Origin of the sequence: Psychrobacter sp. A3, assembly GCF_028823565.1 — a bacterium.
Classification (GTDB): domain Bacteria; phylum Pseudomonadota; class Gammaproteobacteria; order Pseudomonadales; family Moraxellaceae; genus Psychrobacter; species Psychrobacter celer.
The window spans coordinates 1-13,738 of sequence record NZ_JAPEHS010000008.1; the positions used below are offsets into that span (position 1 = coordinate 1).

At 47.4% G+C, this 13,738-nt stretch carries 10 protein-coding genes and 1 pseudogene; 6 read left to right on the top strand and 5 right to left on the bottom strand.

Annotated features, from left to right (window positions below):
• The first annotated feature begins 139 nt into the window (after nt 1-139).
• A complete protein-coding gene (locus tag NK638_RS02475; protein ID WP_105244244.1) occupies nt 140-742 on the top strand; it encodes a rhomboid family intramembrane serine protease in 603 nt (200 codons plus the stop codon).
• Nucleotides 743-756: 14 nt separating this feature from the next.
• Here NK638_RS02475 and NK638_RS02480 read toward each other — a convergent pair whose 3' ends face one another.
• The 3 genes from NK638_RS02480 to NK638_RS02490 all read right to left on the bottom strand — a co-directional run bounded on the left by NK638_RS02480 (nt 757) and on the right by NK638_RS02490 (nt 3,676).
• Nucleotides 757-1,305, bottom strand: coding sequence for a hypothetical protein (locus tag NK638_RS02480; RefSeq protein WP_274631803.1), 549 nt, complete (start codon nt 1,303-1,305; stop codon nt 757-759).
• Between the two features lie 238 nt (nt 1,306-1,543).
• Nucleotides 1,544-3,412, bottom strand: coding sequence for a sodium:solute symporter family protein (locus NK638_RS02485; RefSeq protein ID WP_274631804.1), 1,869 nt, complete (start codon nt 3,410-3,412; stop codon nt 1,544-1,546).
• Between the two features lie 3 nt (nt 3,413-3,415).
• On the bottom strand, nt 3,416-3,676 hold the full coding sequence (locus tag NK638_RS02490) for a DUF4212 domain-containing protein (protein ID WP_100748990.1): 261 nt from the start codon (nt 3,674-3,676) through the stop codon (nt 3,416-3,418).
• A gap of 677 nt (nt 3,677-4,353) precedes the next feature.
• Between NK638_RS02490 and NK638_RS02495 the strand changes: the two genes are divergently transcribed.
• On the top strand, nt 4,354-5,850 hold the full coding sequence (locus tag NK638_RS02495; RefSeq protein WP_274631805.1) for an alanine/glycine:cation symporter family protein: 1,497 nt from the start codon (nt 4,354-4,356) through the stop codon (nt 5,848-5,850).
• Nucleotides 5,851-5,933: 83 nt separating this feature from the next.
• Here the strand turns inward: NK638_RS02495 and NK638_RS02500 are convergent, their stop codons facing one another.
• Nucleotides 5,934-7,571 carry an electron transfer flavoprotein-ubiquinone oxidoreductase gene (locus tag NK638_RS02500; protein WP_274631839.1) on the bottom strand — a complete coding sequence of 546 codons (1,638 nt, stop codon included), beginning with the start codon at nt 7,569-7,571 and terminating at the stop codon, nt 5,934-5,936.
• Between the two features lie 647 nt (nt 7,572-8,218).
• Between NK638_RS02500 and NK638_RS02505 the strand changes: the two are divergent.
• The 4 genes and pseudogenes from NK638_RS02505 (at nt 8,219) to NK638_RS02520 (ending at nt 11,926) form a co-directional block, all read left to right on the top strand.
• Nucleotides 8,219-8,859, top strand: a pseudogene (locus NK638_RS02505) (DUF1285 domain-containing protein).
• A gap of 206 nt (nt 8,860-9,065) precedes the next feature.
• Nucleotides 9,066-10,085: a glutamate racemase gene (murI, locus tag NK638_RS02510; protein WP_274631806.1), complete on the top strand. Its 1,020-nt coding sequence runs from the start codon at nt 9,066-9,068 to the stop codon at nt 10,083-10,085.
• Nucleotides 10,086-10,271: 186 nt separating this feature from the next.
• Nucleotides 10,272-11,300: a DUF4062 domain-containing protein gene (locus NK638_RS02515; RefSeq protein WP_274631807.1), complete on the top strand. Its 1,029-nt coding sequence runs from the start codon at nt 10,272-10,274 to the stop codon at nt 11,298-11,300.
• A gap of 326 nt (nt 11,301-11,626) precedes the next feature.
• Entirely contained in the window at nt 11,627-11,926 is a 300-nt protein-coding gene (locus tag NK638_RS02520) for a hypothetical protein (protein WP_075102515.1), read from the top strand.
• 171 nt (nt 11,927-12,097) lie between these two features.
• On the opposite strand, the gene NK638_RS02525 is transcribed toward NK638_RS02520, so the two are convergent.
• Nucleotides 12,098-13,513 carry a lytic murein transglycosylase gene (locus NK638_RS02525; RefSeq protein WP_446739799.1) on the bottom strand — a complete coding sequence of 472 codons (1,416 nt, stop codon included), beginning with the start codon at nt 13,511-13,513 and terminating at the stop codon, nt 12,098-12,100.
• Nucleotides 13,514-13,738: the final 225 nt, after the last annotated feature.

Sequence of the window (13,738 nt, forward strand, 5' to 3'; positions counted from 1 at the left end):
CTGCGCAATCTACGTTTAAAAATAGCATCCCAGTAGTGCTATGACATTTTTAGAGTGTATCGACTATATCTGTTTTATTTAGAATCGACTATAGCATAAATATTAAATACAAGGCATGGAGTCAAGGGCAGGTCACGATATGAATGGGCAGCAGTTATTTTCTCTCATCATGACACGGGTCAAACAAGTCATCGGACTATATGCTTTTGTGCTGATGCCGATGTGGGGGATGTTTTTTTTAAATGAAACGGTCTTCTTTGGCATCTGGAATGTGTTTGGTATTGTACCGCGCGCCTTAGATGTGGGTAGCATGATAGGGGTAGTCGCTTCATGGACAATGCACGGCAACTTTTCTCACTTATTGGGCAATACCATCACGTTGTTGCAGATTTTATTTTTGTTTGGCTTGTTTGAAAAAAACGCCTATCGTACGGTGATTAAGCTGGTGATTGCCTCAGGGTTGGTCACTTGGGTCATCGGTTCGCCGTCTTCTATTCATATCGGCGCATCGGGGCTATGCTTTGCCATGATTGGGTATATGATCGGCGGCGCGGTATTTGCCAGACGTTGGGGCTACCTGCTCGCTTGTATTGTCATGGGTACAGGCTATTGGTTGATTATCAAGCAAGGTTTGATGCCGCAGCAAGGCATTTCATTTGCCGCGCATTTCGGCGGCTTGTGCGCCGGTCTGCTATTGGGTGCCAACTCCAAACATACCTATCAGGTAGGCTCTATACGCTAAACATGCCAGAGGCGTTATGAATTACTATCTGTGCAAACACGGATAAATAAAGAATCCGTTTTGGTCAATGGGTGCCATGTGCTGGTTTGCTGCACATGCTTATCAAGCGATAGGATGCTGCCTGCTTTTGGCAATATATAATCTGCACGCGCAGGCGCCGCGCAATCGATGACTTGCGGGATTTTTTGTACGCTTCTACGTCTTTCAAACAAATAAAGAGTGACTAAGTGCATATCGGCATTGTCTACTTGGACACGGGCATTTTTGATATCTGCGGCGATAAAACGCAGTATTTGCGGCTTGACATAAGACCAAGGCCGAAACCAAGTGCGACTCTCTGCTGTTTTGACCACCTCTACGCCCGCGGGTAACTTGCTGACTTGCTGAGAATACCAGTTGTATTCTTGGTGAATTTGGAAGGTAAAAATGCCAATCGCTGCAAAGAGTGGCACCAGCCACTTTGGCGCGCGTTTGCCCGCCAGTTTACTAAGGTGAGTTATGATCAGTGCCAGTCCAGCCATACCAAACGCTGCGGCCATGGTGGCAATAAACTCAAAAAGCATAAAATCTTCCTTCTTAACGGGTTAGGGCAGTTTGCGTTTTATTTAGGCAAAAACAAATCTGGCAACCATCCAAGACTTATTCTGCACCTAAAGGGATAAAAAAATCACTCACAAGCAGCGCCTGCCTGTGAGTGACACTTTACGTATGATATCTATAATCATTCCAAGAAAAAAAAGTGACGTTCAACATTTATCCTTTTAGCGTGGTTTGATTATAGAGCCCACATGGCTCGTACGCCTAGTGGTCGATGGCACCGCCAGCGCCGCGCGGAGAGCGAACACTTTCAACCAGCTCTTGGATGTGCAGCGGTGGCGCTTTTGTCGAATAAGAAACGATAAAGGCGACTGCAAAGTTAATCAGCGCACCAATGGCCCCAAACGACAGCGGTGAGATACCAAACAACCAGTACTCTGCGGTATCGGGGAAGTTGGCAGTACCACTGATAAAGAACCAGCCTTTAAAGACAAAGATATATACCAAGGTCGTGATAAGGCCGGCGAGCATCCCGCAGATAGCACCTAAGTTATTAATACGCTTAGAGAAAATACCCATCATCAGTGCTGGGAACAAGGAGGCGCCAGCGATACCAAAGGCCAAGGCCACCACCTGTGCGGCAAACCCTGGCGGATTTAGGCCAAGCCACGTTGCCACCACAATCGCAATCGCCATAGAGATTCGAGCAACTTGTAGCTCTCCTTTATCAGTGATGTTTGGGTTGAGGTTTCGTTTGATTAAGTCGTGACTAATGGCAGACGAGATGGCCAGCAACAATCCTGCCGCAGTCGATAGCGCAGCTGCCAAACCACCAGCAGCGATAAGACCGATCACCCAAGGTGGCAGCTGAGCAATCTCTGGATTGGCCAAGACTAAGATATCGTTATTGACATCCAGCTCATTACCCGCCCAACCTGCTTCAGCAAAGCGTCCATCAAGCTCTTGGTCGTGAGCGGCTTGCGCCTTGGCGACTTCTGCTGTAGCAGCGGTGACATCGCCACCTTCTGCTTCAGCGGTGTTAAGGGTTACTTGAGCGGCACCAAGTCCACTGTCGTTGTACATCTGGATACGACCATCATTGTTTAGATCGTTATACTTGATAAGCCCTGTGTCTTCCCATGTTGCCATCCAGTCTGGACGTTGATCATACTCTAAAGATGCTTCTGCAACCCCTTGTGGATAGACCGTATCAATGAGGTTTAGACGAGCCATCGCACCTACCGCTGGAGCAGTAAAGTACAATAGCGAGATGAATACTAGTGTCCAACCCGCTGTCCAGCGCGCATCAGCGACTTTTGGTACGGTAAAGAAGCGAATGATAACGTGTGGTAGGCCTGCTGTACCAATCATAAGTGATAGCGTAAACAGTACCATGTTAAGCTTGTTTGGCACATCAGCAGTATAAGCAGCAAAACCAAGATCAGTGACTACTTGATCAAGCTTGGTCAAAATAGGCACGCCGGACTCAGCATGCGTAGAAAACAGACCCAAACCTGGAATAGGGTTGCCGGTCAGCTCAAGCGAGATAAAGACAGCCGGAATGGTATAGGCAATCATCAAGACGATGTACTGAGCGACCTGTGTATAGGTAATGCCTTTCATACCGCCTAGTACTGCGTAGAAAAACACCACTACCGCGGCAATGAGAAGACCTGTGTCATTCTCCACTTCCAAAAAGCGAGAGAAAGCAACACCTGCACCAGTCATCTGTCCGATAACATAGGTGGTCGATGCCACAATCAGACAAACCACCGCAATCATCGCTGCTGTCTTGGAATAAAAGCGATCGGATATAAAGTCTGGAACCGTAAACTTACCGAATTTACGTAAGTATGGGGCAAGCAACATAGCGAGTAGTACATAACCGCCTGTCCAGCCCATCAAATAAGTTGAAGCACCATAACCACCAGCAGCAATCAAACCTGCCATGGAGATAAAGGACGCCGCACTCATCCAGTCAGCAGCGGTAGCCATACCGTTTACAACTGGATGTACGCCGCCGCCTGCCACATAGAATTCACTGGTGGTCCCAGCACGTGCCCAAATCGCAATGCCGAAATACAGCGCAAAGGATAGACCCACAAAAACAATGTTAATCACATATTGACTCATGATCTATTCCTCATCTACGCCATATTGTTTGTCCAACTTATTCATACGCCAAGCGTAGAAAAAAATTAAGACGATAAAAACCCCGATAGAACCTTGCTGGGCAAACCAAAAGCCCAAATCAGTGCCACCGATTTTTATACCTGCCAAAAGTGGACGTAAGAGAATAGCAAAGCCATAAGAGCATAATGCCCAAATGATAAGGCTGCCTAAAATGAGACGGACATTGGCACGCCAATAGCCGGATGGATCGTTGTGGTTTTCCATAGGACAACTCCTTTTGTCTTACCTAAAATATCATGATTGATCTCAGTCTCGTCAGTCTGATAAAGACATCTGACAAGCACGCACTGACGATCAGATAACGCGAGTGCTGATTTAGCATGATGACTATTTGCCAAGATCGCTGTATTTAAGAGCGCTATAACAAACAATATTTGAGGAAGAAAGGAGGGGGCAGACCATCCACTGTCTTTGATTACCGTCTCGTCTTCCTGACAAGCGTCTTAAAGTTTTTAGTATGCCAAACAATCATGACAATAAGTGAATATTCAATAAGTCACAATGCCTATAAAATTTAGTCTATCACTTTCAAGTCTGCGTCACTGCAAACAAATAGTCATAAACCAAAAATCCTGCATAACCATTAGTAATAAAGACCTGATAGGTGGATGACAGTATGTAAAAACCATCACCGCTGACTTACTTTATGCAGTAAATTGGTTACTTTTATCATTCTATAGGATAGGAGAAGCCTGTAGTATTTATTTTAAAAATAAATATAGTGAACCGATAAGTAAACGTGATGGTTGTGGCGCACCGAATCTCTATAAAATGCACAGCAGATTTGACGACTGAGCATGGTATGCTGGTTTTAATGGCGTTTATTTGATATAAAACGCAAAAAATAAGCAAGTTTTAAAAAATATTCACGAGGAGTTGATATGAGTGAAGGGGTAGTAGGGTGGTTTAACAGCCTCGTAAATTATGGTGTCAGTATTATCTGGGGGAATAATGATTGGTTGATTGCCAATAACCCTTGGTATGGTCTGCTGATGTTTGTACTGATTGGCGCAGGTCTGTATTTTACTGTCGTGACACGTTTTATTCAGTTTCGCCACTTTGGTCATATGTGGAAGCTACTGCGCGTCTCCAACCAAGGACGCAAAAATGGCGGTATCAGCTCATTTGAAGCATTGATGACGTCGCTGGCGGCGCGTGTGGGTACGGGTAACTTGGCAGGGGTTGCGATTGCGATTTATCTCGGTGGCCCAGGTGCCGTGTTTTGGATGTGGATGACCGCGCTGGTTGGTATGTCGACCAGCTTTATCGAGTCGACGCTCGCCCAAGCATACAAAGTCCCTCACAACGACAATGTTTACCGCGGTGGACCGGCCTACTATATCGAAAAAGGCTTGGGTAAACGCTGGCTTGCGATATTTTTCTCACTGTGTCTGCTCGTGGCCTTTGGTCTTGCTTTCAATGGCGTACAGTCCAACACCATCGCGCAAGCGACCAACGAAGCCTTTGGCGTGCCAACATGGATGACAGGCCTTATATTGGTGGCACTGGTTGCGCCTGTGGTGTTTGGAGGGTTGCGCTCGGTGGCTCGTATCGCGGGCAAAATCGTCCCTATCATGGCGATTTTGTATATTTTATTGGCACTGTTTATTATCATCACCAACCTTAGCCAATTCCCAGCTGCCATCGCCTTGATCGTAAAATCAGCTTTCGGATTTGAGCAAGCAGCGGGCGGGGTCATCGGTTATGGTATCGCTCAGGCGATGATCAACGGTATCAAACGCGGATTGTTTTCTAACGAAGCAGGCATGGGGTCGGCGCCCAATGCGGCAGCCACGGCAAAAAGTCATCCTGACCATCCCGCGGTGCAAGGGTTTATGCAAATGCTCGGCGTGTTTATGGATACGCTGGTGATCTGTACCGCAACGGCTGCTATCATCATTTTGTCAGGTGTGGTCGACCCCAATGTCGAGCAAGAAGGTATTCAGCTGACGCAGCTGGCGTTGTCGCAGTACGTGGGTGATTTGGGTATTATCTTTGTCGCCATTGCCATTTTCTTCTTTTCTTTTACTTCCATCATTGCCAACTACAGCTATGGCGAGTCGAACCTTGAGTTTATCTCAGGCGCCAAAAACGCCAAAGTAATGATCATGATATTTCGCTTTATGGTATTGGGAATGGTGTTTATCGGTGCCATCGCCAGCTTGCCTGCGATTTGGAACTTTGCGGATTTATCTATGGGTATGATGGCACTCGTCAACTTGGTGGCTATTTTGCTTTTGTCTCCTGTGGCGCTACGCATACTGCGTGACTACGAGCGTCAAATCAAAGAAGGCAAATCAGGTGCACAAATCAAATTTGACCCTGATGATTTTGTCAAATTAAAAGACGAAGCCAACCGTGACGCTTGGACAGATTAAGATGGGTTGTCGCGTCATTTAATTGAGACATTGAATGTATAAAAAACCCTGAGCAGAGGACTGCTCAAGGCTCTCCAACATCATTACATGTTTGGATAGTTGGGGCCACCGCCACCTTCTGGCGTGACCCAAGTGATGTTTTGTGATGGATCTTTGATATCACAAGTCTTACAGTGTACGCAGTTTTGCGCGTTGATGACGAATTTTGCGCCTTCGGCATCCTTGACCACTTCATAGACGCCCGCTGGGCAGTACAAACGTGCAGGCTCGGCATAGAGGGGCAGGTTAATCGACACTGGCACCGTTGGGTCAGTGAGCTTAAGATGTGTTGGCTGATCTTCTGCATGGTTGGTATTAGAGATAAATACTGATGACAGCTTATCAAATACCAGCTTACCATCTGGTTTTAGGTAGGTCGGCTGATAGGCATGGTTGGCACGCTCTAGCTGAGCATAGTCAGGGATGCTGTCATGCAGGGTCAGTGGCATTTTACCTTTTAATAGATTGTGCTCGATAAAGGTAAAGGCGCCGCCCATAAACAGACCCATGCGATGTATCGCAGGGGAGAAGTTGCGTGACTCATAGTTGTCTTGATATAGCCACGACTCTTTATACATAGTGGTATAAGCCACCACTTCGTCGTGCTGGCGGTCGGCTTGCAGCGCCTCAAAAATCGCCTCAGCCGCGAGCATGCCTGATTTCATCGAGGTGTGCGTGCCTTTGATTTTGGCTGGGTTTAAGAAACCAGCATCGTCACCGACCAACACGCCGCCTGGGAAGGTGAATTTTGGTAGAGAGTTTAGGCCACCTTTGGTCAGGGCACGGGCACCGTAGGAAATACGCTTGCCGCCTTCTAATACATTTTTGATAACAGGGTGCGTCTTTAAGCGCTGCATTTCATCAAATGGCGACATATATGGATTGTGATAAGACAAATCTGCCACCAGACCAAAGCTGACTTGGTTGTTTTCGTCGAAATACAACCACCAGCCACCCGTCGAGCCAGTTTCGGTCAATGGCCAGCCAAGACCGTGCATGACCACGCCTTGCTCATGTTTTTCAGGTGCCACTTCCCACAGCTCTTTTAGACCGATACCATAATGTTGAGGATCAGCGTCTTTATCGAGACTAAAGCGGCTGATTAAACGTTTGCCCAAGTGACCGCGGCTACCTTCAGCAAAGATGGTGTATTTGGCCAGTAGCTCATAGCCTGGCTCAAAGCTTGGCTTGGCCTCACCGTCAGCCGCCACACCCATATCGCCTGTCAAAATACCACGTACTGAGCCGTCATCATTATATAAGATATCGGCGGCAGGGAAACCTGGGAACATCATCACTTCTAGCTCTTCTGCCTGTACGGCAAGCCAGCGTACCACATTGCCTAGCGAGACGATATAGTTGCCATCGTTGTGCATCGGTGCTGGAATTAAGGGGTCAGGTACTTTGGTCGAGCGCGTGGCTGAATTGAGATAATAAAAACGATCTTCGGTCGCAGGTACGTTGAGCGGGGCACCTTTTTCTTTCCAGTCAGGGATGAGCTCATTGAGCGCGCGTGGCTCGATAACTGCGCCAGATAAGGTATGAGCGCCAAACTCAGAGCCTTTTTCGACCACACAAACCATAAACTCATCATTGCCCGCCTCAATGGCAAGCTGACGCAGACGGATAGCCGCAGACAAACCTGCAGGACCGCCGCCGACGATGATGACATCAAACTCCATAGACTCGCGTTCTATCTCAGGCTCTGCAGCCACGCTTTGTGCTTGCACGTCTTGCTCGACCGTATCTGTCGCTACAGTATCGCCATCAACGACTGGCTTTTGATTGTCTTGCTCTTGCATACCTACTCCTAAACTTATGGTGGCTTATCTCAGGGCATCATTAGCTTAACAATTAAATAATAGACTTGTGGCGCTAACGTCACTCGACATATGGCTGCCCGATAAAAACTGTCTGCGCCGTATCAATAACAATGAGCTGGGCTCTTTGCGACAAACCATTTATGCAAAGATATCAACACCTTAAAAAACGCCTCATTGATACAGCGATACAGCACCCACTTAACCATGTAAATAAAAACACGTAAATGAAAAATCGTTACTCATTATAAAAGAAAAGTCCTACAAACACGATACGCATTTGTGAGTATCGATGTTAAGGTAAAATTAAAATAATGAGCTAATTATGATGATTGATTGACGACAAAGATTCATCATACCTGAAACTAAAATTTATAGTCATCATAGATTTGCCAAACTTTGCATACTAGATAGGAAATCATAAGATGGATAGCCATAACAAGCAAGCCAATAAACACCAAAACGATACGCCACAAGCCCCAAACGACGTGCCATCAGACCTAAATAGTATGGACGCATTGAGCCAGTATCTAAAGACCACTGCTGGGGCGCGCGAGGGGCGAGCCATACCGCCCCTAGAGCGCTGGCATCCTGAGCAAGTGACGGATATGGATTTGGTGATCAAGGCAAATGGCGAGTGGTGGCACGAAGGCGGGAAAATGACCAGAGAGTCATTGGTGAGTCTGTTTGCCACGATTTTGTGGAAAGAAGAAAATCAACGCCTGTACAAAAAATTCGTATTCAAGTTGAAGATGCGCCGTTATTAATCAACGATGTGGGTATCGTTGAGGAAGCAGGCCTGCGCTGGTTGGAGTTTACCACGACCACAGGCGATGTCGTTCGCCTAGATGACGAGCACAAAATCGTCTTAAAGGCGTATAATCCTAATGTACCAGACAAGCATGCCGAGAGTCAGCCTCAGGCCAGCAGCGCTCAAGCCAATAATGCACAAAACGCCAAAGACCATCAGCGACAAGCAGCCGAGCAGCAAATACGTCCGTATATGCCTGTCAGACAGGGCTTGATGGCGCTGATCGGCCGCAATACGTTTTATCATTTGGCTGAGATTGGTGAGCTGACAGAGCAAAACGGCGAGACGATATTAACCTTACAAAGTGGTGGGCAATGCTATCAGTTATCGATGCCTTAAGATATCAATGTCTTAACGTACCAATCAAATTAGCAATAACTTAAGCTATCAAGGCCTTAAGCGATTGCTAATTTGTAGCATAAATAATAAATAGCAAAGCGTGACAAGATGTGTGTAGCAGCTTGATTGACTACCGACAAGTCACGCAATCAGTAGTATAAAGATACCGATATGACCAAAAAAACGACAGTACAGCCATGAAGGGTATGAGCAAAAATGACGCGCTAAACGTGGATAGGGCACATCCTGAGGCTGTGCTAGCCAAACACATGAAGACAGCGGCTATCTGGCAGGCTGCTGCTCATGAGGTGGCAGCTGAGGCAACGACTTATCATGCTGACCCAAACGCACCGATAGGCTTATTTGACTCGGGGGTAGGCGGTCTGTCTGTGTATCTGCATCTGGCCGAGCAGCTGCCTGCTGAGCGCTATGTCTATTATGCCGATACGCTACATGTCCCTTATGGTAATCGCGACAGCACCGATATTGAGAGGCTGACATTAAGAGCGATCGAGTGGCTGTATCAGCAAGGCTGCAAACTTATCGTTATCGCTTGCAACAGTGCTTCTGCCTATGCGCTAGAGACGGCTAGGCGTTGTTATCCGCAGCTGCCTATTGTGGGATTGGTGCCAGCATTAAAACCGGCGGTACTGGCCAGCAATACCCATCGCGTGGCGGTGCTGGCGACCAAGGCGACCTTAAATGGTGCGTTACTAAACAAGGTTATCGATGCGTTTGCCCTGCCCAATAATGTAGAAGTGACTAAGTACTTTGACCCTCTACTAGTGCCATGGGTGGAGGCGGGCATGCCAGAGGAGGACGAGACCGCGCGGCGTTTACGTCAGCAGCTCACGGTCTTTGCGCAAGCTGGTATCGATCAGTTGGTCCTTGGGTGCACGCATTATCCGTTTTTTAAGGGTTTTTTGTTGGAGGAAATTGCGCGCCAGCAGTTATCGATACAGGTATTGGACTCAGGACAGGCGATTGCAGAGCGGGTCAAGCAGCTGCTACTGAGCAATCAGCTATTGGCAAGTGCTAATATTAAAGGCAATGATGATGGCGAGAATGACAACAACGCTCACCGAGCGATAGCGACAAACAATCAAATATCGCCTATTGTTCGACTGCCGTTGACTTTTTATGCCAGCAAATATGACGAAACGTTGGGCGCTTTGATAAAACAATTGGTCGGACAAGAGACCGTTTTGCAATACGCTTCTAAATAAGTGCTATCATGGAGTTTCTGATCAGCGGTTTGAGTGTCAGGCGCGCCTATATGACGATGAAACTGCTATAGTCGAAATAAAATAATTCCATTTCTATAAGTTTATGCTAGTCTGTGCAAAACAAGATATTTGTGCTTTATTTTATCTGCTCGTTACTTATGTCATGACTGAAGCTTAGAGGTGATTGTGCCAAACCGTCGCTATCATATCCACGTCATATGCGCTGATAATGATCAATTGCTGGTATTGGATAACCTAGCGATATTTTTTCAGGCGCGCGCTTTTTTGACTTATGATGTGTCAAGCCAACTGTCAAAGGCATCGTTATATGGGCGCCAATGCATCGACTCCTGCGACTATGCGTTGATGGTAATCGGTGATAGCTATGGCACCGCACAAAAAACCGGCGTCAGCCAAATGCATTTAAGCTATCTAAATGCCAAAGCCAAGCTCAAGCCTTTACTGGTCTTAATCAAAAACCAGCCGCCAGACAGCGCCATCAGCCGCCAGTTACAAGAATTTATCAACGCAGTGACCAAGCAAGACAATCGCATATACTACTATGACAATGCTGATGAAATCGAAAGCCTGCTGGTACAAGCCTATCACACCATCATTGCTGCACATAAAGTCACGGGCGGCTGGATAAAGGCCAGTGACGAGGTCATTGAGTTTAGCAAACAAGCCACTATGCAAAAACCCGCTGAGCGGCTGTCCGCCAAAAAAGCCATTAACCAAAACAGCCTGACCCAACATAATCTTGCCTACCCTCATGAGCAGCCCAAAGCCAGCTTTGCAGAAGATAATGTCAGTAACCCCATCGTTTTGACAGAGTCCTTTAATATCTCTTATAGTGCGCAAGCTTATGCAGGGGGTAACCTGACAGATGTGACACGGCCGATGACGTTGACATGGCAAGAGGTACTGAGCGCCTTATCAAAAATTCCCTCGACGTTCTCTAGCTATGGTTTACAAACCGCCATCAACCGACTGATAGCATCAAAAGCTGAAGCAGACGTCAAGCAAGACATGCCAAATGTCCACGCGGTTGCGCGCTGTCAGATATCACAAGACGACTTAAACGTCTTGCAGCGTCAGCTGGTCAGTGCCAATTGGATACAGTTGACCACCTATGGCACACGGGTATCGCAGGAGCTATGGAAGCTGACTTTTTATGCAAAAAACTTGTTAAAAAACACCTCGTCTCAGTCTTAATCTGCCTTTTTTAAATTTTCTCTTCTTTGGTAGCTTGTTTTTCTCAGTAGTCCTCCAGCAGTAGCTGTCTCGAGCAGATATACCGCAAGCATTTGCGCGCGCGACTACGTTTTGTAATACAAAGCATACGTGGCAGAGGTTGTGAATCTGAGCAGGACTGGTGATAATAAGAATCATGAGTCAGCGCACGTTCAGTCGATAGCCAAAGGCCATGAACGAAATGACGAACATGACTAAAGAACAAAATCACTAAAACGATAACACATCATACAATAGCGCTGAGATACATATCATTGACGATCACTGAATAATTAAGGAGAGTAGACATGAGCAACTCTAAATATGATGAGCGCAACCATGAAATCGACGGCTTAGAAAAAGCCATGCATGATGCTGATCAGTTTCGCACCCTAGAAGAGCAAGTTGCCGACATGAAGCGCCGCGGCATCGACCCTAGCCAAGCCTACAAAGACTTGGATAGAAAAGAAGAAGATGCGGATTGGGGTGACGAGACGTGGAAAGAAAATGGCAAATGGGAGCCAAAAACCCCTGCCGACCTAGACGACAAGGCACGGGAAAACTGGGATGGCGACAATGGTAAGCCCAATCCGCCGCCTATCGTATAACACCGCGTCACTATGATAAAACGATCAAAACGTAGGTTTGTCAAAAAGCCAAGGCTAAAGACTTATCTGTTAGTATCGTCCTAAAGGTCTCGTCTTAAAATACATAGAAAGGCCACGCTAGCTATAGCGTGGCCTTTTTGCTATCAGAGGGAGAGCGATAAAACCTAGCGGTTATGAGCCTTCATCAATACGTACCAGCTTGATAGTACCGTCGCTGCCGATCACGCGGCGATAGCGCGGGTTGCTAGACGTAGAGGGCTGCGGCGACTGAGAGTAAGCGCTTGGCGCGGTGGTCTGCTGCTGGATCAATTGCCCCATACTATCGGCGGGTGCTGGGTTTAGGGGTTGGCTATTGGTGGGCTGAGAGTATGAGTGACCATACGAGCGCGGGCTTGGGGCCGCACTGCCAACGATAGCACGATAAAATTTTTGCCCTGCACGGCCATCAGCTGGGAAGATACCGTGACTGGTCTGGTATTGCTGAATCGCCGTACGAGTGTTGTCACCGATGATGCCGTCGACGCCGCCAATATCATAGCCAGCATCGAGCAGTGCTTGCTGGATGTCTTTGGCTTGTTGGCGACTGATACCTGGGTCATCTGTGGGCCACGCAGTGATAAAATCTGTCTTGCTGCTGTCTTCGCGCGTGATCAGATCTGACAAGTGCGCGATGGCCAATGCGTAGTTTTCTGACGCGTTATACGAGTAAAAGGTGTCAAAGTTTTTACCAACCAAAAACGCCGGCCCTTCTATACCAGCTGGTAATAGCAGTCCTGCACTACTCAAATCATAGGGCAGCGGGCTACCATTTGCCAATGTCAGACCTTGGCTGCGCCAGTGACTCATGGATTTTTTGTTTTTACGGTTGGACGCCGCCCAGTAGCCATCAGGGAGTTTGACTTCATAACCCCACGGCTCCCCTGTACGATAGCCACGGTTGTCCAGAAAGTTGGCGGTAGAGGCTAGTGCATCAGGGACGCTATTGACGAGGTCGCGGCGACCATCGCCATCAAAGTCGACGGCCAGCTCCAAAAAGGTGCTCGGCATAAACTGCGTTTGCCCAAAGGCGCCAGCCCACGAGCCTGTCATGTCGTTTGGTGCGATATCACCGCGTTGGACGATTTTGAGCGCGTTGGCAAACTCCCCCTGAAAGTAGCTTTGGCGACGATCAAAGCAGGAGAGAGTCGCTAAGGATTCAAATAGCGGTTTTTTACCTAGTGTCTGACCAAAGTTGGACTCCACGCCCCAGACGCCAAGGACGTGCTCGGCCTTTACGCCATAGCGCGATTCGATTTGGCGCAGTGTATCACGCCATTGGTGCTTGGCACGAATACCATCTTCGACGCGCTCTTTGTCCACCAGCGCCGATAGATAATCCCAGACATCTTTTTGAAATTCGGGCTGATAGTTAAGCGACTGAATAACGCTAGGGTCAGGCTGAGCTGGGCGATAGTTGTTGAAGGTAAAGCTGTCTACGCCGCGAAACTTACTAGAGCCTTTTAGCCTATCTAGACACTGCTGAAACTCGCTATTGGACAAGTCTGGCGCTGGTGGTTTGGCCGCTTGGGCAGTGCTGGCAAGGCTCATACCGATAGCCGCAGCCAGCATGGATAGGGTCGAAAGAGGAGTCAAACGCATGAAAATATCCTATAAACGTCAAAATTATTATGAGAAATGGTGATGGGACGTGATGATAAGTAATGGTTATAAATAAGAGCGATCAATAAAACAGCATAAAGTGCAAAATCGTCATATTTACTTAGAGTAACCAATCTGCATAATAAAGAAAAGCGGTCGCAGCACCCTGTTACT